General features: G+C 44.9%; 21 protein-coding genes. 15 read left to right on the top strand and 6 right to left on the bottom strand.

Annotation, left to right across the window (positions count from 1 at the left end):
• Positions 1–143 (bottom strand): transposase (locus L1D55_RS19335; RefSeq protein WP_345772792.1); only part of this gene is annotated, 143 nt, incomplete at its 3' end.
• Positions 144–937: 794 nt separating this feature from the next.
• On the opposite strand from L1D55_RS19335, the gene L1D55_RS19330 reads away from it, so the two are divergent.
• From L1D55_RS19330 to L1D55_RS19290, 9 genes are read left to right on the top strand one after another with little or no spacing between them, the layout of a single operon-like run.
• Positions 938–1,339: a hypothetical protein gene (locus tag L1D55_RS19330; RefSeq protein ID WP_004741168.1), complete on the top strand. Its 402-nt coding sequence runs from the start codon at positions 938–940 to the stop codon at positions 1,337–1,339.
• A 1-nt stretch (position 1,340) separates the two neighbouring features.
• Positions 1,341–2,111 carry a F0F1 ATP synthase subunit A gene (atpB, locus tag L1D55_RS19325; RefSeq protein WP_017060838.1) on the top strand — a complete coding sequence of 257 codons (771 nt, stop codon included), beginning with the start codon at positions 1,341–1,343 and terminating at the stop codon, positions 2,109–2,111.
• 46 nt (positions 2,112–2,157) lie between these two features.
• The gene (gene atpE / locus L1D55_RS19320) at positions 2,158–2,394 is read left to right on the top strand and encodes a F0F1 ATP synthase subunit C (RefSeq protein WP_004730405.1); all 237 of its coding nucleotides are present in this window, start codon (positions 2,158–2,160) and stop codon (positions 2,392–2,394) included.
• 55 nt (positions 2,395–2,449) lie between these two features.
• Positions 2,450–2,920, top strand: a complete 471-nt coding sequence (locus tag L1D55_RS19315) for a F0F1 ATP synthase subunit B (RefSeq protein ID WP_004741166.1) — start codon at positions 2,450–2,452, stop codon at positions 2,918–2,920.
• Positions 2,921–2,931: 11 nt separating this feature from the next.
• Positions 2,932–3,483, top strand: a complete 552-nt coding sequence (locus tag L1D55_RS19310) for a F0F1 ATP synthase subunit delta (RefSeq protein WP_004741165.1) — start codon at positions 2,932–2,934, stop codon at positions 3,481–3,483.
• A gap of 8 nt (positions 3,484–3,491) precedes the next feature.
• On the top strand, positions 3,492–5,033 hold the full coding sequence (gene atpA / locus L1D55_RS19305; RefSeq protein ID WP_239918506.1) for a F0F1 ATP synthase subunit alpha: 1,542 nt from the start codon (positions 3,492–3,494) through the stop codon (positions 5,031–5,033).
• 46 nt (positions 5,034–5,079) lie between these two features.
• Positions 5,080–5,949, top strand: a complete 870-nt coding sequence (gene atpG / locus L1D55_RS19300; protein ID WP_063521901.1) for a F0F1 ATP synthase subunit gamma — start codon at positions 5,080–5,082, stop codon at positions 5,947–5,949.
• 43 nt (positions 5,950–5,992) lie between these two features.
• Positions 5,993–7,378, top strand: a complete 1,386-nt coding sequence (gene atpD / locus L1D55_RS19295; protein ID WP_128164034.1) for a F0F1 ATP synthase subunit beta — start codon at positions 5,993–5,995, stop codon at positions 7,376–7,378.
• A gap of 14 nt (positions 7,379–7,392) precedes the next feature.
• The gene (locus L1D55_RS19290) at positions 7,393–7,836 is read left to right on the top strand and encodes a F0F1 ATP synthase subunit epsilon (RefSeq protein WP_004741161.1); all 444 of its coding nucleotides are present in this window, start codon (positions 7,393–7,395) and stop codon (positions 7,834–7,836) included.
• Positions 7,837–7,976: 140 nt separating this feature from the next.
• On the opposite strand, the gene L1D55_RS19285 is transcribed toward L1D55_RS19290, so the two are convergent.
• A complete protein-coding gene (locus tag L1D55_RS19285; protein WP_239918505.1) occupies positions 7,977–8,939 on the bottom strand; it encodes a nitrilase family protein in 963 nt (320 codons plus the stop codon).
• A 107-nt stretch (positions 8,940–9,046) separates the two neighbouring features.
• Between L1D55_RS19285 and L1D55_RS19280 the strand changes: the two genes are divergently transcribed.
• Positions 9,047–9,934 carry a LysR family transcriptional regulator gene (locus tag L1D55_RS19280; protein ID WP_239918504.1) on the top strand — a complete coding sequence of 296 codons (888 nt, stop codon included), beginning with the start codon at positions 9,047–9,049 and terminating at the stop codon, positions 9,932–9,934.
• 136 nt (positions 9,935–10,070) lie between these two features.
• On the opposite strand, the gene L1D55_RS19275 is transcribed toward L1D55_RS19280, so the two are convergent.
• From L1D55_RS19275 to hisD, 4 genes are read right to left on the bottom strand one after another with little or no spacing between them, the layout of a single operon-like run.
• Positions 10,071–10,787: an alpha/beta hydrolase gene (locus L1D55_RS19275; RefSeq protein WP_239918503.1), complete on the bottom strand. Its 717-nt coding sequence runs from the start codon at positions 10,785–10,787 to the stop codon at positions 10,071–10,073.
• Positions 10,787–11,791: a cupin domain-containing protein gene (locus tag L1D55_RS19270; RefSeq protein ID WP_239918502.1), complete on the bottom strand. Its 1,005-nt coding sequence runs from the start codon at positions 11,789–11,791 to the stop codon at positions 10,787–10,789. Before L1D55_RS19270 ends, L1D55_RS19275 begins: the two co-directional genes overlap by 1 nt.
• 17 nt (positions 11,792–11,808) lie before the next feature.
• The gene (locus tag L1D55_RS19265) at positions 11,809–12,540 is read right to left on the bottom strand and encodes an SDR family oxidoreductase (protein ID WP_102425388.1); all 732 of its coding nucleotides are present in this window, start codon (positions 12,538–12,540) and stop codon (positions 11,809–11,811) included.
• A 1-nt stretch (position 12,541) separates the two neighbouring features.
• Entirely contained in the window at positions 12,542–13,834 is a 1,293-nt protein-coding gene (gene hisD, locus L1D55_RS19260) for a histidinol dehydrogenase (RefSeq protein WP_061031088.1), read from the bottom strand.
• Positions 13,835–14,175: 341 nt separating this feature from the next.
• On the opposite strand from hisD, the gene L1D55_RS19255 reads away from it, so the two are divergent.
• The 5 genes from L1D55_RS19255 to L1D55_RS19235 all read left to right on the top strand — a co-directional run bounded on the left by L1D55_RS19255 (position 14,176) and on the right by L1D55_RS19235 (position 19,344).
• A complete protein-coding gene (locus L1D55_RS19255) occupies positions 14,176–14,925 on the top strand; it encodes an aldolase/citrate lyase family protein (protein ID WP_239918501.1) in 750 nt (249 codons plus the stop codon).
• 152 nt (positions 14,926–15,077) lie between these two features.
• Positions 15,078–16,043: a substrate-binding domain-containing protein gene (locus L1D55_RS19250; RefSeq protein WP_239918500.1), complete on the top strand. Its 966-nt coding sequence runs from the start codon at positions 15,078–15,080 to the stop codon at positions 16,041–16,043.
• Between the two features lie 296 nt (positions 16,044–16,339).
• On the top strand, positions 16,340–17,335 hold the full coding sequence (locus L1D55_RS19245; protein ID WP_060981473.1) for a TRAP transporter substrate-binding protein: 996 nt from the start codon (positions 16,340–16,342) through the stop codon (positions 17,333–17,335).
• A 168-nt stretch (positions 17,336–17,503) separates the two neighbouring features.
• Complete coding sequence (locus tag L1D55_RS19240) at positions 17,504–18,067, top strand: TRAP transporter small permease (RefSeq protein ID WP_239918499.1); 564 nt, start codon at positions 17,504–17,506, stop codon at positions 18,065–18,067.
• On the top strand, positions 18,064–19,344 hold the full coding sequence (locus L1D55_RS19235) for a TRAP transporter large permease (protein WP_239918498.1): 1,281 nt from the start codon (positions 18,064–18,066) through the stop codon (positions 19,342–19,344). The genes L1D55_RS19240 and L1D55_RS19235 overlap by 4 nt, the downstream gene beginning before the upstream one ends.
• Positions 19,345–19,697: the final 353 nt, after the last annotated feature.

Genomic DNA, 19,697 nt, shown 5'->3' with positions numbered 1-19,697 from the left:
CCTCTACCTCGTTTACCATGGTGACTTTTACATTGCCATGCTTCAACGGCTGAGTCGTCAATCCAAAACGTTACTGAGCCTCGCTTGCACAAGGCTTCATTATACTCACTCCAGTTCGCTATCTTCTTCTTCGACTTACCCATAACAACACCATGCTTCTACTACATGGGATCAGATCGCAGGACTGAGAAAAGGTTCCAACTGATTTAGTCAACAACGCCCTTCAGAATACGCTTTATCTAGTCGCAACAACCACAGTCAACGGGCTCTGAAGTAAGGTTTAAACGTCATAAAAACGGTTTTAACACTCTCAATTCTTCCCCTCACCTTCCAATATAACCGGCCATAAATACCTCAATGAGTAACAAAAACGTGGATAACCATTGATGTGACACAGTTTTTCCACGCTTCATGAGTAATAGATAAAAAGTATATATTTCTGCGTAAATAAACGCACGCTGCTCGTTATAAATAACGAAATAGTGATGAAATCACACATCTAGCCCCCAACTCTTACCCTTATGGAAACAATCTTTAAGTGCATGAAAAGTATAAATTAACCACCTTAATCTCACTTAACGTGACTCTGAATTATTCAGGCAATTTTTAATACTTCAAGTTATCAATAAAGCATCTGAAATATTCATGATTAAAGTGACAGAATTATTACTTTCATAAATGAAAAGCACCCATTTCAAAAATGGAATTATTGATATCGATATTTGTCGTTTTGATCACATAATTTTAGGCGTAGTTTATATTTTGTCGAAACGAGAGCGAATTAGTTTATACCGTTCTATTTCGTCAGGAGATATAAAACCAGAAAGATTATATCTTTGTTAACAAGCAAAGTTTTATTAACAAGTAAATGCGAGTAGCAAGACATATTCAAACTGTGTTTTATATGAGCTTACACTGTTAAATATAAGGTTTTATTATGAGGCTTAACGGAATAAGTGGTGACATTCTTGTTGCTGCTAAAAGAGTTGTTCTCTGCCAAATAGTATTAGCCGTCGGTGTAGTTTTATATGAAGTGTTTTTTGGTAATAAAGTAGATATGGAATCGTCAGCTTTGGGCATCGTTATTGCGATGTTGCCTCCGCTGTTTGGTTTTATATATGCAAGCCTAAAGGTGCGCAAGAACCCTAATTATAGTTTACGTGACTTAATGCAAATGAGTCGTGTCGTGAAAATAACTTATACGTTCTTAATGTTTATCTTGGCATTCCAGTTTTTCAAATTGGATAACCCAGTAATATTGTACGCATATATTCTCACGATGGTTGGGTACTTCTTAACACCATTTATTACTGCCTCTACAAGATCGGAGTACGTGTAGTATGGATCAAGTAACTACCGCTCACGAATACATAGAGCATCACTTAACCTTCTTAACTACAGGTGATGGTTTCTGGGCGTTCAACATCGACTCGATGTTGGTATCTTGGATTACGGGTTTACTGTTTATTGGAGCGTTTCGATACGTAGTGACCAAGGGCACCAGCGGTGTTCCAGGTCGATTTCAATGTTTTATCGAACTGATATTTGATTTTGTAAACAACCTAGTAAAAGAGATTTTTCAAGCGGAGGATAAATTAATAGGACCACTGGCATTAACCACTTTTGTTTGGGTGTTGTTGATGAACGCGGTCGATTTATTACCAATAGATTTTATACCAGCATTAAGTCGTGCAATGGGTCTAGAACACTTTAGAGATCTACCAACGGCGGACGTAAATATTCCAATGTCGATGGCACTCGGTGTATTTATCTTACTGTTGACTTATACGTTTAAAAATAAAGGATTGAAAGGCTTTATCAAAGAGCTTACTACTCAGCCATTTGATAACCCTCTTTTATACCCTGTTAACTTAGTTCTTGAATTAATAACATTAATTTCAAAACCTATATCACTAGGCTTACGATTATTCGGAAACATGTATGCAGGTGAGATGATATTTATTCTTATCGCATTAATGCCATGGTGGATGCAATGGGCACTGAGTGTTCCTTGGGCACTATTCCACATATTAATCGTATTCTTACAAGCATTTATATTTATGGTACTGACCGTTGTTTATTTAGGTATGGCAACAGAAGAACACCACTAATTAATAACTAAAAATTTAACTAACAAATTATTTATCGGAGATACAAATGGATATCGTAAGCGCAGTTTTATATGTAGCAGGTGCATTACTGATTGGTTTAGGTGCGGCAGGTGCAGCGTCAGGTATTGGTAACTTGGCAGGTAAATACCTTGAAGGTGTTGCTCGTCAACCAGACCTTACTCCAATGCTTCGTACTCAATTCTTCATCATGATGGGTCTTGTGGATGCAGTACCAATGATCGGTGTTGGTATCGGTCTATACATCATCTTCGCCGTGGCTTAATCAAAAAGCTTTGAAAAGATCGATTTGTAATTAATCAAGATTTAGCGAGGAAGGTATGAACTTAAATGCAAGCATGTTCGGGCAAGCAATCTCATTCGTGATTTTTGTTTGGCTATGCATGAAATATGTATGGCCCCCTCTCACCGCAATGTTAGACGAGCGCCAAAAAGAAATTGCTGATGGTTTACGCCATTCAGAGAATGCAGCGAAAGAGCTAGAACTAGCAAAATCCAATGGCGCACAACTTGTCGAAGATGCAAAACGCAACGTCACTGAACTGATTGAACAAGGCAAAAAACGCCGTAATGAAATCATCAGCTTAGCGCACGAAGAAGCAGAGCAAGAAAAAGCTCGCATCTTAGAGCAAGGCAGAGCCGAACTAGAAAGTGAGCGTCAAAAGCTTCGTCGTGAACTTCAGGCAGACATGGCAGACGCTGTTATTCAAAGTGCACAGAAACTGATCAACAAAAACCTAGATTCAGAAACGAACCGAGCGTTAGTTGATCAACTCATTAGCGAACTGTAAGCGGAGGCAGTATGTCAGATTACACCAATATTGCTCATCCCTACGCCAAAGCCTCATTCGACTTTGCTTTGGGTGAAAACAAGTTACAAGAGTGGCACTCGATGCTTTCAATTCTTGTGGCAGTAACGGAAGAAGAAGCGATTGCTGATCAGATTATCTCAGCAGAAGGGGCAAGCGCCCAACAAACTGAACAGCTCGCCAATCTTATCATTCACGTTTGCCAAGGGTTGGTTGATGAACACGTTATCAACCTAATTCGAGTGTTGGCTGAGAATGGTCGCCTTTCCGTCGTAAAAGACTTGTTTAGCTTGTTCAGCGAGCTGAAGGACGAACATGAACGTGTAATTCCTGTCACTGTCACCAGCTCAGAATGCCTTACATCAGGTCAAGTTACCTCATTAACGGCTGCACTTGAGAAGAAATTAGAGCGTCAGGTTGAATTAGAACAGGTGATTGACGACTCACTGGTCGGTGGGATTGTCATCAAGGCGGGTGAAACCGTTATCGATGGTTCATTGAACACATCAATAAGCCGATTAGCTAATCAACTTCACGCGAGATAGGTAATAAAATGCAATTAAATTCAAATGAAATTAGTGATCTAATTAGAGAACGAATCTCGCAATTTAACGTGAGCACTGAAGCTCGCAACGAAGGCACTATCGTATCGGTTCGTGATGGCATCATCACCATCAACGGTCTTGCAGATGTGATGCAAGGCGAGATGATTGAACTACCTGGTGGCAAATACGCACTTGCACTTAACCTAGACACCCACTCTGTTGGTGCGGTGGTAATGGGCCCTTACATTGACCTTTCTGAAGGCATGAAAGTAAAAGGCACGGGTCGCATCTTGGAAGTACCAGTCGGTAATGGGCTTCTGGGGCGTGTAGTAAACACTCTAGGTGAGCCAATTGATGGTAAAGGTCCGGTAAGTTGTGACCGCCTTGACCCTGTAGAAGTGATTGCCCCTGGTGTAATTGAACGTAAGTCTGTAGACCAGCCTATTCAGACTGGCTACAAAGCGGTAGATACCATGGTGCCTATCGGTCGTGGTCAACGTGAACTGATCATTGGTGACCGTCAGACAGGTAAAACAGCATTAGCAATCGACGCCATCATCAACCAAAAAGACTCAGGCATTAAATGTGTGTATGTGGCGATTGGTCAAAAAGCATCAACCATCGCTAACGTGGTTCGCAAGCTCGAAGAACACGACGCACTTAAAAACACCATTGTGGTTGTTGCATCAGCATCAGAATCAGCAGCGCTTCAATACCTCGCACCTTACGCGGGTTGTACCATGGGCGAATACTTCCGTGACCGCGGTGAAGATGCACTGATCATCTACGATGACCTATCCAAACAAGCGGTCGCATACCGCCAAATCTCATTGCTACTTAAACGCCCACCGGGCCGTGAAGCCTTCCCTGGCGACGTATTCTACCTTCACTCACGCCTGCTAGAACGCGCAGCACGAGTCAATGCAGAGTATGTAGAGAAGTTCACTAACGGTGAAGTGAAAGGCCAAACAGGCTCATTGACAGCGCTTCCTATCATTGAAACTCAAGCAGGCGATGTATCGGCATTCGTGCCAACCAACGTAATCTCGATTACCGATGGTCAGGTTTTCCTACAAACTCAACTATTCAACGCAGGCTTACGTCCAGCCGTTGACCCAGGTATCTCGGTATCTCGTGTGGGTGGTGCTGCGCAGTGCAAGATCATCAAGAAGCTATCTGGTGGTATCCGTACTTCACTGGCTCAATACCGCGAATTGGCAGCATTCGCTCAGTTCTCTTCAGACCTAGATGAGATGACGCGTAAGCAACTTGACCATGGTGAGCGTGTGACTGAGCTGATGAAGCAAAAGCAGTACTCCCCTATGTCGGTTGCAGAGCAAGCTATTGTGATTTACGCGGCTGAAAAAGGCTACCTAGTCGATGTTGAGCTAAACAACCTAGCCCGCTTCGAAGAAGAGCTGATCGCGTACGCCAAAGCTCAAAACCCAGCGCTCATCGACAAGATTAACGCGACAGGTGATTACAACGACGAAATCGATAGCGCTCTTAAAGAGATTCTAGAAGGTTTTGTTGGGATGAAAGCTTGGTAAGTGCTCCGGTTTGTTAGCTGGAAACAAAAACAAATAGGAGCAGATTATGGCAAGTACTAAAGAAATTCGCACCAAGATAGCCAGTGTTAGTAACACTCAAAAAATCACAAGTGCAATGGAAATGGTCGCGGCAAGTAAGATGCGTAAGGTTCAAGACAACATGACGCAAACGCGACCATATGCCGAAAACATGCGTAAGGTTATCTCCCATGTTGCATCAGGGTCGCTGGAATACCAGCACCCTTACCTTCAACAGCGTGAACCTAAGCGCGTGGCTTACATCATTATTTCGTCTGACCGCGGATTATGTGGTGGCTTGAACTCTAACTTGTTCAAGAAAGTGCTGGAAGAAATGGAGCAATGGCGTGCTAAAGGCGTTGAGGTAGAAACCACCTTAATTGGTTCAAAAGCTATCTCATTTTTCCAACGTGGCGGCAATGTTATCGCACAAACGTCAGGCCTAGGTGACGCACCTAAGTTAGAAGACATCTTAGGTACGGTTAACGCGATGCTTGGTCACTATGACGAAGGCAAAATCGACAGCTTGTACTTAGTCTACAACCAATTCGTTAACACCATGGTTCAAGCTCCAACGACTTTACAGCTTCTCCCCCACCCTTCTGACTCAGAGGCAGACGGTGAAGCCAAGAAAGAACGTCGTTGGGACTACATCTATGAGCAAGCACCAAGAGACATACTCTCTGAACTGTTACACCGATACATCGAATCTCAAGTGTATCAAGGCATCGTTGAGAGCATTGCCTGTGAGCAAGCTGCCCGAATGGTCGCCATGAAAGCCGCTACCGACAACGCAGGCCAGCTCATCGATGATTTGCAGTTGGTGTACAACAAGGCACGACAAGCTGCCATTACCCAAGAGCTGAGTGAAATCGTCTCAGGTGCTCAAGCTGTCTAAGGGCAGACAAGAGCGGGTCAGAATAGAATTTGAGGAATTACACATGAGTGTAGGAAAAATAGTAAAAGTAATCGGCGCGGTGGTCGACGTCGAGTTTGGCGGAAATAATAGCCCACGTGTTTATGATGCATTGAAAGTCACTAGCGACGAAGCAAGCTCGCTGGTGTTAGAAGTTCAACAGCAACTTGGCGGCAACATTGTTCGCTGTATTGCGATGGGTACATCAGACGGCTTACGTCGTGGCCTAACCGTTGAAAACACAGGCTCTCCAATCACGGTTCCTGTAGGTGAAGAAACACTAGGCCGTATCATGAACGTGCTTGGTCAACCTATCGATGAATGTGGCGAAATCGGCCAAAAAGAGAACTACGAGATCCACCGCGAAGCGCCTTCTTATGAAGAACAAGCGAACAGCACTGAATTGCTTGAGACAGGTGTTAAGGTTATCGACCTTATCTGTCCATTCGCTAAGGGTGGTAAAATTGGTCTGTTTGGTGGTGCCGGTGTAGGTAAAACCGTCAACATGATGGAGCTTATCAACAACATCGCCAAAGCTCACTCAGGTTTGTCTGTATTTACCGGTGTAGGTGAACGTACTCGTGAAGGTAACGACTTCTACTACGAGATGAAAGAAGCTGGCGTACTAGACAAAGTAGCCATGGTTTACGGCCAAATGAATGAGCCACCGGGTAACCGTCTACGTGTTGCGCTTACTGGCCTAACTATGGCTGAACGCTTCCGTGATGAAGGCCGTGACGTACTGTTGTTCATCGATAACATCTACCGTTACACGCTTGCGGGGACAGAAGTATCTGCGCTACTAGGTCGTATGCCTTCAGCGGTAGGTTACCAACCAACGCTAGCGGAAGAGATGGGTGTACTTCAAGAGCGAATCACGTCAACAAAACAGGGCTCTATCACCTCTATCCAAGCGGTATACGTACCTGCGGATGACTTGACTGACCCATCGCCAGCAACAACCTTTGCTCACTTAGATGCGACTGTTGTACTGTCTCGTAACATCGCGGCACTGGGCCTATACCCTGCGATTGACCCGTTAGATTCAACATCACGTCAATTGGACCCGCTGATCGTAGGCCAAGAGCACTACGACATTGCACAAACGGTTCAAACCACGCTGCAACGCTACAAAGAGCTAAAAGACATCATCGCGATTCTTGGTATGGATGAGCTTTCTACAGAAGATAAGCAGGTCGTATCTCGCGCTCGTAAGATTGAACGTTTCTTAACTCAGCCTTACCACGTAGCGGAAGTCTTTACCGGTCAGAAAGGTGTGTTTGTACCACTCAGCGAAACGCTAAGAGGCTTCAAAGGCCTATTAAATGGTGAATACGACGACATTCCAGAGCAAGCATTCTTGTACTGTGGCTCTATCGACGAAGTGCTTGAAAAAGCGAAATCACTCTAACAGGTAGGTGCATCATGGCTATTGGAATTACAGACAATACATTTCAACTTAATATCGTAAGTGCGGAAGGTACGCTGTTTTCAGGGCCGGCATATGCCCTAGCCGTTTCTGGAGCAGATGGTGAACTCGGGATTCGTCCCGGTCACTCCCCGCTTCTCAGTAAAATAAAACCGGGCGTGACAGTATTTGTCACCGACCCAAAAGCAGAAGATGAAGTGCTTTATGTGTCTGGCGGGATGATTGAAGTTCAACCCGATGTAGTGACGGTGTTGGCCGATACCGCTTTGCACGCAAAAGATATTGACCGTGCTCGCGCAGAGGAAGCGAAACACGCCGCTCTAGAGAATATCAATAAGGGCAATGTAGACGTCAACTTTGCACAAGCTCAGCTTGAACTTGCCAAAGCGATTGCTCAACTTAGAGCTGCGGATCTTACTTCGTCTCGAACTCGCCACTAAACTAGGCAATTGCTTATCTCAGTGTAAATAGTCTCCCCACTTAAAAACGGTTTAAGTGGGGAGACTACATCCAAAGCTTAAAACTCCCCTTCCCCCACTTACCCATTATTCACTCACTTTACCCACCAGCACCTTCAACATTATTTCTCTGCAAAACGCGCTTGGTGTGGATCCAGCTCATGACCTAAAGGCTGTGTTAGTGAATGATAAAGCTCTGGCTTACGACCGCGAATCCAGCGTCTGCCAGTACACATATTCAACTCTTCGGCTTTTAGCTCTGCAATTACCATGTCGTTATCAACACTGTCTGTCTCAGTAATAATCTCACCATAAGGGCTTAGGATCATCGCATTGCCCGTTCTGACTTCATCCATATCAACGCCAACGCCATTACTGAACACCACAAACATGCCGTTGTCGTGTGCCTTTGCCGGTAGCCACCGCATAAGCCACTCACGGCCATTCTTGCCCTGCATTTCAGCTCGAATCGCTTCTGGGTTTTGATCTCGATTAAACCATAGATCTGGGTCAATTCGCTTCATCGCGTTCGGGCTACGTGAATGACAACCGCCCGTCTGATGGGGTGCAATCAATATATCGGCACCTTTCAAAGCGGTAATTCGAACGTTCTCAACCAAGTTGTTATCCCAACAAATCAGGATACCGACTTTGCACCCGTGGGGCGTATCAAACACAGTGTATTGATCGCCGCTACTCATATATGGGCTTACGAAAGTGTGCAATTTGCGATGTTTTTGTACTTCCCCATTTGGCATCGCGAACACATAAGTGTTGTATAAGTTCCCATCCGTTCCCTGCTCTATCAAGCCCGCACCAACACTCATTCCAAATTGCGTTGCCAACGAAACGAGCTTTTGAATAGATTCACCGCTAGGTACAGGCTCAGCAAGAGCTTCAATTTCGTCTCGCACTAAAGCAGAAACATGCCAATAGCCGGTAATACACATTTCTGGGAAGCTGATGATCTCCACACCACTGTCCGCCGCTTGTTTAACGTAATGCTCAATCACCGATAAGTTGTAAGCCTTGTCGCCAGCATGATGATTAAACTGGACCGATGCTACTTTGATGTCTCTTTTCATGATTCGTCCTCTAATTTTCGCTTTATCCTATTTGCTATCGAGCCAGTATAAAAAATCGCTTCAATTCCATATAATAAAAGATATTCTCAGTTCAATGAGCATTTGGAATGGAATTTGATTTACTGAAGGCGTTTTGTCAGCTGGCTAAGTCGGGCAATTATCGCTTGGCTTCAGAGCAGCTCTACATTACTCAGTCGGCACTCACCAAAAAGATTCAGCGACTGGAATCCAATATTGGAACAAGCTTGTTTTCTCGTGGCAGAAATGGCGCCGAGTTAACACACGCAGGCAAGACGTTACTGGAAGAAGCCCAACGCTTGGTTTATTCAATGCATGCCTTTGAGCAGCTTTCTGGCTCGGTGGTCAATGGGACAGAGGGGCATTTAAACATTGGATTCGGCGTGTCCACTTATCATGAGGCACCTAAGTTGATTGCAGCGTATAAACAACAGCAGCCGAATGTTCACATCACCTTAAATGACACAACTTCTAAGCAGCAGACGGATGAGTTATTGACTCACGAACTCGATATCAGCTTCAATCGAATCCCCAGTTCGTCAGATCTCAACAGCCTAACGCTTTTCGATGATTCCCTTGTGATTGCCATTCACAAAGATGTTCTCAATCAAGCGCAAAACAAAGATCAGCTTCTGTCTGAATTGCCTAAGTGGCCTTATCTCAAGCTCGCCCAACATCGTGGTCCTGGACTAGACAAACAGATCCAACAATATTGTCTAGCAAATCACCTCGACTTATCAAAGACACAAGAAGCTGACGATATTCTTACCTTGCTTGCGTTAGTCTCGGCAAATATCGGCTTCACCATAGTACCGAGCAGCGCACAGCAGATAAGCAACACCAATGTCGAATTCATTGCATTACAGGGCGAGCACGCCACTTGGCCTGTCGGATTAATATGGAATGGAGATAGTAATAATCCACTCAGGGATAGGTTTGTAGAGTTTGTGGCGAAGCAGATAGGAAGCAGCTTGTAAGTCAGCGATGGCTATTAGTGCTTAGGTAAGGTGCAAAGTACAGTGGCAAACATGGTGACAAGTACAATATAAAGCGCACTGCACTTTATATTGCATGTTCGGCATGAAAAGTGGCTTCTTCGCTCACTATAAAGAATCACAGCTGAGCGGCTTCAAACCAACTACGAATATGCTGCGCAACAATCTTAGGCTGCTCCATTGTCGATAAGTGTCCACAATCAGGAATGACATGAAGCGATACCTGCTTGATGTGTTTTGCCATTAACAGGTGATTATCGATTGGACATAATAGGTCATCTTTGCCTGTAATGATCAACGTAGGAACCTGGATATCGGCCAACAGCGGTCTCGCATCAGGGCGAGTCGCCAATGCTTGAGCGTGAGCCTCAAACCTTTCAACGCCAATATTGTTCGCCATTTGCGTGATTCTTAGAGTCAGTTCTTGATTCGCTAACTGGTTCGGATGAATAAGCACTGGCATTAGAATATCAGGCGTTATTGACTCAAACTCCCCTGCTTTTGCTTTATCAACCAAGGCGTTTCTTTTCTCCGAGACTTCTGGCTTTTCATCTGCAGAGTTGGTGTCCATTAAGATCAAGCCTTTCACGCGTTGTGGCGCTTGTCGAAAGACTTCAAACGCAAGAATGCCGCCCATAGACAGACCGCCAAGCACGAAACTTTCCGGGGCGCTCTCAAGCACTTTACTCGCTAAGGCTTGCATGGATGTGTCGGTTCCTAAGTCACAAGTAAAAGGAGCCACCCAATCGGGCAGCTCTTTATTGACGTCTTGAAACAACGCTTCATCACATAACAAACCAGGTAACCATAACAGTGGTACTTCTGGTTTCATCATTAGTTGCCCTGCAGTGTTTGTGGTTGGTCAGAACCTAATACCACGTAGGTGAAGCTCGTACCTCGCAGGTTCTCAAGGCTGTACGATGCGCCTGCTGGCACACTAAACACGTCGCCAGTCGTCAATACCAGTTGAGCTTGTTCGCCATCTTTCACCAGGTTAAGCAAAGTATCGCCTTCAAAGTTAATCAACACCTGCTTTTCATCACGTTGGTGAACAGGAATACTCGCCCCTTCCGTTAACTCGTAAGCCATGATACTTACGTCATCCACGCTCTTAACTTGGAAATCGTAGCTCGCAGATGGGTGACCCGTTAATGCAAACTGTTTAACGCCAGGCTTGTCAAAATCACCTGAGATTTCTCGGTAATCCTTTTTCAATGCTACGAAAGGCATCATCTGCTCAGCTGTGTAGGTATCGAATTTGCTCAGCTCTTCGTCCGTTAGCAGTGGCATCAATTCAGACTCACTAGGCACTGCATCACCGTCAATGGTATCAACCAGCGTGCCGTCTGCTTTTAGGTATAAACCGTAGCCTTGGCTGTCTGTAATCACGCTTGGGTGCCAAACCACGCCACCGCCAGAGTTGTCACCACCTAACACAGAATACATAAAGCCGTAATCACGCCCTACCACCTCAAAGCCTCGGAACAGGTTCGTCGGAATAGAGATAACATCACCGTGCGACAGTACCGCTTCGTGTTCGCCTTCATTACCCCAGTAGAATCTAAACTGACCTTTGAAGACCACGAATAGCTCAGCAGTGTGATGAGAGTGCAGAGAGTTCTTAATGCCTGGAGGCTGACCTGCTGCACCAATATTAAAGCCTGCTGTTTCACGGATATGAACATGTTGACGGCTGCTTTCAGCCACACCAGCACCGATGATACAAAAGTTGTCTTTTAGGTCGCTTCCCGGTGTACGTGCATCAATGAAAGCACTCGTGCCTGGGATAAGCTCCATGTAACGAACGAGATTGTTATTTATTGTAGTTTGTAGGGTCATTCTAAATTCCTTCTTACCTAACCTAGCGGTCTTCCGCCATCGACAGCGATGGTATTACCGGTTGAAAATGTCAGTAGCTCTGCAGCTGCATAAACGGCGTTGGCAACTTCTTCGTCACTCGCTAATCGTTTCAGCGGTGTCGACTGCTCTTGTGCATTGCGCCATTCATCGTCTAAGCCTTTGACAAATTCGGTATCCACTAAGCCAGGAGCAACAGCGAGTACTCGGATATCTGGAGATAAAGCGCGGCCTAATGAGCGTGTCATGTTTTCAACTGCTGATTTACTCGCACAATACGCCACGTTGCTACCCATTGCGGTTTGTGCTGCAATCGAAGTGATGTTCACTACGCAACCCTTGGCGCTGCGAAGTAAAGGTTCAAACGCGCGAACCATCGCAAATGGAGCTCGAACATTGACGCGGAAGATCTTGTCTATCAGCTCATCATTCAAAGACGCTAAGTCATTGTGCGCGACAAACTTTGTCATGCCTGCACAGTTCACTAGCAAATCTAATGAATCCGACGACTCTTTAACTTGGTCCGCTAACGCGCCAATCGCAGAGCTGTCTTCAACATTCAGTTGATACATGGCATGACCTGAACCTTGTAAGCTGTCCAAGATCTGTTGAGCTGCAACCTCATTACTGTTGTAGGTAAACACAACGCGATAGCCAGATTGCGCTAATTTGTGACATATGGCGGCACCGATGCCGCCACTGCCGCCTGTAACTAAGGCGAGTTTTGTCATGTTATGCCTCTACCGATTTTTCTTTGTAGCGACGCACACGAATGTCTGCTTGTTCTTTGTGACCAGCGAAACCTTCTAGTGCACACAGACGCGAACAGTACTCACCTACTTTTAGCGAAGCCGCTTCAGTTACGCGCTGGTAAGTACATGTTTTAATGAATTTACCAACCCACAGACCGCCGGTGTAGCGCGCTGCTTTGTTTGTTGGCAGAGTATGGTTAGTACCGATACATTTATCGCCGTAAGAAACGTTTGTCTCACGACCTAAGAACAACGCGCCGTAATTCGTCATGTTATCTAGGAAGTACTTAGGATCTTTTGTCATTACTTGTACGTGTTCAGAAGCAATGTCATCCGCTACTTCAACCATCTCTTCGTAGCTATCACACACAATAACTTGACCGTAGTTTTCCCAAGCCTTACCTGCCACTTCAGCAGTAGGAAGAATCGTTAGCTGACGCTCAATCTCTTTTACCGTCTCTTCTGCAAAAGTTTCGCTATTCGTTAGCAGTACTGCTGGAGAGTTGTAACCGTGCTCAGCTTGACCAAGTAAGTCCGCCGCTGCTAATTCAGGGTCACATCCCTCTTCGTCTGCAATCACAAGCGTCTCTGTTGGGCCAGCAAACAAGTCAATACCAACACGACCAAACAGCTGACGTTTTGCCTCTGCAACAAATGCGTTACCAGGGCCAACGATCATATCTACTGGAGCAATCGTTTCTGTACCCAGTGCCATTGCACCTACCGCTTGTACGCCACCAAAACAGTAAATCTCATCCGCTCCAGCCATCGCCATTGCCGCAACAATCGCCACATTTGGTTGACCGTTAAAAGGAGGAGCACAAGCAATCACACGCTTCACGCCAGCTACTTTCGCAGTAAGAACACTCATGTGCGCTGATGCAACCAATGGGTACTTACCACCAGGGATGTAACAACCAACACTGTTTACTGGTACGTTTTTATGGCCCAGTACAACACCTGGCATGGTCTCTACTTCTACATCATGCATTGAGTCACGTTGGATCTGAGCGAAGTTACGAACCTGTGTTTGTGCAAATTCAATGTCGTGCTTAGTAGATTCGTCCAATGCGTCTACACATGCCTGAATTTGGTCATCTGTTAAGCGAAACTGCTCCGGAGACCAGTTATCAAATTTTTCTGAAAGCTCACGTACTGCACTGTCACCTTTCTTTTCGATGTCAGAAAGAATGTTCTCAACCGTTTGACGTACTTGCGCGTTGTTTGATGCTGATGCTTCTTCAGTGATGCCGTGTTTTAGAATGCGAGCCATGCTTAGTTCTCCTTGTGGCGTATGCCTAGTGTTTGCTTATGTGTAGTTTTAACAGAGTTTATTTTTGTTTTTGTATACTTTTGGATACGAATGCAAGACAAACATAAACATTTTTTTAACACTTGGCAAATTCATTTCTCAACTTAGGAAATCAAAGTCAAGCCATTGTTTTAAATAATAAAAGAACTTAGCAACGGTTAGTTACGATGCCTATCGGATTAAAATACAGTCAATTTATGTTGCATTGATCACATTGTTTTTACTCTTTTTTTACAACAACACATGTTAAGTTTTGCATACCTTTGCAAAAGCAAATAAAAAGTAATGGAGAATAGAAAGTAATGGATAACTTCAAGGGCACACTAAGCAACACCGAACTACTTGGAACTTTTGTTAAAACCCCTCACCCACACATCATTGAAGTGCTGGCGTTGGCAGAACTCCCTTTCATTGTGCTAGATGCGGAACACGCCCCTTTTGATCGATCGACACTGGATAGCTGCATTCTGGCTGCGCGCGCTAATCAGCTCCCTTGCATAGTTCGAGTTCAAGATAGCCAGCCATCGACCATTTTGAATGCGTTAGATTGCGGAGCGACAGGAATCCAGATCCCACACGTATGCAGTGCAGAGCAAGCAGAAAAGTTAGTGAAGATGTCCCATTACGGTGAAGGTGGTCGAGGCTATGCAGGCTCAAGCCGCGCAGCAAAATACGCAACCAAACCGATGGCCAATCACCTAAAGGACAGCCAGAACAACACAGTTGTCATTGCACAAATTGAAGACCCAGAAGGTGTGGTAAACGCAGAATCGATAGCAAAAGTGGAAGGCATTGATGCACTGTTCATTGGACAAGTCGATTTGGCGGTGTCTTACGGTGCTGAAAGTGTGAATGATGAATGCGTGCGAGAAGCGAGCATTAAAATAATCAAAGCAGCTCAGCAAGTTAACAAGCCCGTTGGTATGTTTGTCGCAAATGCTCAAGCGGCTCGTCACTGGAAAGAGCTCGGCGTTAACTTCTTTTGCGTCGGTTCTGAACACAAAATGATCATTGATGGCTTTCGAAATGAGCAAGCCGTCATGAATTCATAAATTTTCTTTGTGATTTCAAATGTTACACGTATTGTAATTATCAAACCTTGCTCATTAGGACCTGTTGACCTAATCAAGGTGGCGCTTGGATTTATCGCGATATAAGGAGATTCACCATAAAAGCGAAAGTTACCTCTATTGATGTTGCCAAAATGCTTGGCGTTTCTCAGTCTACCGTTTCTCGGGCATTCAGTCCGACAGCGAGCATTAGTGAGAAGAAACGTAAAATGGTTATGGATGCCGCGACCAAGCTTGGCTACACGCCAAATGCGATCGCTCGTAGCCTTATTTCCAATCGTTCAGGGTTAGTGGCAATCGCACTTGATAGCGAGTCAAACCCGATGTACGACTTGCAATCTCGTGCTCTGGCGATGGAAATCCAAAAGCGCGGTGGCCAGGTTGTCCTTTGCCCTATCGATAAAGACGACTTGGATCTTGCCATTTCACGTGCGATTGAATATCAGGTTGATGGCTTGATCATTGCCACCAGCCGTCTTACTTCCCGAGCATTCGCACAATGTGAAAAGTTTGGCGTTCACTTAAGCCTTATTAACCGCTATACAGAAAGCATTAATGCGAACAGCGCTGGCTTAGATAACCAACGAGCTGGCACGCAAGCGGCGGATTATTTGCTGGATAAGGGCTACCAACAACTGGCTTATGTAAGTGGTGATGCAGGCTCAATGACCAGTGACAAACGTTGGCTTGGCTTCTCTGAAACCGCAAAAACTCGTGAAGCCGCTTCACCTATCTTCATCAATGCAAAATACAGTTTTGAAGCGGGATTAGAAGCCGCTAAAGAGTTAATGGAGCATACATCCAAGCCAGATGCTGTGTTCTGTGCCAATGATATCCTAGCTATGGGTGTTATGGACGGTCTTAGAAAGCTCGGATGTCATATTCCTCAAGACTTTGCAGTGATGGGAGTGGATGATATCCCAATGGCCTCTTGGCCAAGCTATGACCTCACCACTATTGCTCAGCCTACCGATAAAATCGTGCAAAGAGCTGTCGAAGATTTAATGCAGCGCATCAACGATAACGTGGACGCTAAAGGCGAATACCTGCTTGAATCCGGCACCATTATTGAGCGAGGAAGTACAGCCAAAGGCTCTTAGGCTGCTTTCTCCCCTTTAACAAGCTCACTGCAAACCAACCTACTCAACACCGATAAATTTAGACTAAAAGCCCTAATCTCAAGTTAGGGCTTTTTTCTGTGATCTCGTCGAAAAATTCGCCTATTCATATTAACTGCACTATCAAATCGCCCCAATTGTTATTGACTTGTTAACTCTGTGTTTATATTTTGGATTCGTATGCAAAAATTAGGATATGAAGTGCGGATAAATAACCCACTGAACAACATGGCTCAAATGAATGCACATAAAAGCCATGTGATGAACAAGGAAGAACGATGAAACGCGCAATCTTTACCTCGATTACTGCCCTCGGCTTAACGCTGTCTAGCATGAATACCTTTGCAAGCAATGTGATCCGCCTTGCTCACGACAGCCAAGAAACATCACCAGTCCATAAAGCAATGCTTCACTTCGAAAAAGAGTTGGAATCTCGCTCTAACGGAGAACTTGAAGTTGAAATCTACCCTGCCCGTCAACTGGGCGATGTAAGAGAAACCACAGAGCTTGTTCAGCAAGGTAATTTACAGATGACGTTTGGTGCATCGGTACTGCTTTCACCTTACGTACCTGAGTTCAACGTACTTGATGTTTTCTACCTATTTGAAGACGAAGCGCAAGCACACAAAGCGTTGGACAGCGACAAGATCGGCAAACCACTTCTCAATTCAATGGAATCAAAAGGCTTTCATGGCTTAGGCTTTATGGAAGTTGGCTTCCGCAGCATCACCAATAACAAGCAGCCGATTAACAGCATTGAAGACTTGAACAGCTTAAAGATTCGTTCAGCGTCTAACCCTACGCAAATCAGTGCTTGGAAATCGGTGGGTACAGCACCGACACCGCTTTCTTGGGGCGAGATCTTCACTTCGTTACAACAAGGCTTAATCAATTCACAAGAAAGCGCGGTTTACTCTATTTACGCTGAGCGTTTTTATGAAGCACAAGAGTACCTATCGTTAACTAACCATATTTACACTAACTACGTGCTATTCATGAATAAAGAGTTCTGGGATTCTCTACCGAGTGATCAACAGGCGCTTATCAATGAAGTAAGCCAAGAAACCATCGCGGTACAGCGTGATCTAGCAGCGAAACAGAACCAAGAAGTCATCAAAGAGCTTGAAGCGAAAGGAATGACAGTAAACGTAGTGCCAACCGACGTTCGTGCTCAAATGAAAGAAAAGATGAATGCAGCGGTTTACCAAGAACTTCGTAGCAAAACTGGCGAAGCGCTATTCGACAGTGTGATCACAGAAATAGAGCAACTCTAATTTACTGATCACGATTGCTAGCCCTTCATGGGTGCCCGTTATTGACTCAGGCTTTGAGGCTTCGTTTTAAAGCAGCTTTATTGCTTTACAGACAAACCGCTTTAAAGCCTGAGATGCAGTTCATTCATTGGCATTCAATGCCCTTTTCAACACTCTTTGGAGTTACGTATGAAATGGTTTCGCCTGTTCGACCGATACTTCGAACCAACACTGATCGTACTTTCTATCTCGTTGATGACCGCGCTACTCTGTTTACAGATAGCATTGCGCCTATTCGACGCTTCAATTGCTTGGGCAGAAGAACTTGCCCGCTACCTTTTCGTTTGGGCGATGTACTTAAGCATCAGCTACTGTATTCGTGATGATCGACATATTCGCATTCGCCTATTCATCGACAAACTACCGGGTAATCTAACCCACTACAGTTTGATTCTTTCAGACCTTATCTACCTTACCTTCAGCTCTACCGTTGCCTGGTTTGGTTTCAAAGTGATTGGTCGAAGCCTGAAACTGGGCCAAATCGCTCCAGCAATGGAAATCCCGATTGCATGCCTATATGCCTCTGTACTTGTTTGTGCCGTGCTCAGTGCCATTCGCCTTGTCGTTAGCATCAACAAGCGCATTTCAATTATTGCTTACTCACCAAAGTCGGTTCGACTCACGCAACACCGTTACCGTCATTTGAAAGCAAAACACCGCACTTCTAATCGCTTGTTGGAGCTAAGCTTATGACCTCTGCTTTGTTATTTGGTAGTTTCGGATTACTGCTTCTTATTGGCGTTCCCGTAGGTATCGCACTCGCAGGTGCCAGCATGCTGGCAATCTTGAGCCTACCCTTCTTAAATATCGAATTTTTAGTTCAGGGCTTGGTGACAGGCCTAGACTCTTTCCCACTATTGGCGGTAGTACTCTTTACATTGGCCGGTAACCTAATGAGCCAAGGCGGTATATCAAAACGTCTTTTGCATGTTGCTGAAGTCTTCTTCGGTCACTTCACCGGTGGTTTGGGGATTGTAGCTATCGTTGCTTGTATGTTCTTTGCTTCTATCTCTGGTACAGGTTCAGCAACCGTTGCGGCTATTGGCTTAACCATGATTCCGTCTATGGTTAAAAAAGGCTACGACCGAAGCTTTGCTGGTGCCTTGATTGCTTCCTCCGGCGGTATCGGTGTGATTATTCCACCGTCTGTTGTGATGATCGTGTATGCCATTACTGCAGAAGTGTCCGTAACGAAAATGTTCATGGCTGGTATTCTCCCTGGGGTTGTCGTCGGGCTCGTCCTTATCGGTTACTGTTTGATCGTCTCTAAAGTCCGTGGCTACAAAGGTAACGATAAGAAAGCGACATGGCCTGAGAGACTGGCAGCGCTTAAAGAAGCGATTTGGGCAATGCTATTACCCGTAATCATTCTTGGCGGCATCTACTCTGGTGTCTTCACGCCAACTGAATCTGCGGCGATTGGTGTGTTATACGGCTTGTTTTTCGGCATGTTTGTTTACAAAGAGCTGGATTACAAAAAGGTCGTGAAGATCATTTTGGAGTCTTCGTTATTGGTAGGTGCAGTACTTGTGATTGTGGGCGCTTCAGTTACCTTTGGTCGAATCCTAACGCTTGAGCGTCTACCAACTGAAATCGCGCAGTTCATTCTCTCTATCACGGAAAACAAGCTGCTCATCTTGCTATGTATCACCGCATTGCTACTGATCGTCGGTACATTCATGGAGACATTAGCGGCGATTGTTATCTTAACTCCAATCCTACTGCCTATCGTGACCGCATTGGGAATGGACCCAATTCATTTCGGTATCGTGATGATCGTGAACCTAGCCATCGGGTTTGTCACTCCCCCACTCGGCGCCAACTTATTTATGGCCAGCCAAGTAGGTAACGTGCCGATTGAATCCTTGTCTCGGGCGATTTTAGGCTGGATTGGTGCCATGCTCGTCGCTTTGATGATCATTACCTTTGTGCCAGCGATATCACTGTTCCTTCCAGAACTATTGTCTTAAGCGTATCCATCAAAAAGCCACTCAATATTCATCTTTGAGTGGCTTTTTCAATCAAACCATTCCCAAACTTATCGTTGCATGCGAATCCATTTTTAATTAAATAAATCTAAACAAAAAATTAACAACCTGAGTACAATACCATCGTATAAGAATAATTACTCTAAACTTCCTCTCGTCATCACTTCGATATAATAAATCGTCACAGAGCAATCTCTGGTATAACGCCCACCTCGCTGCAACCAAAACAATACCAATAAATACATACACCTACATAGGTTAACCCTACATTTCCACCTAATTACTTTGTTCATATATACCCGATAAATATGGAATCACCACTCAATTATCTTACT

The sequence above is a fragment of the Vibrio sp. Isolate22 genome (assembly GCF_022398115.1).
In the GTDB taxonomy this organism is placed as follows: domain Bacteria; phylum Pseudomonadota; class Gammaproteobacteria; order Enterobacterales; family Vibrionaceae; genus Vibrio.
This window is presented reverse-complemented; position numbering and strand designations above follow the sequence as displayed.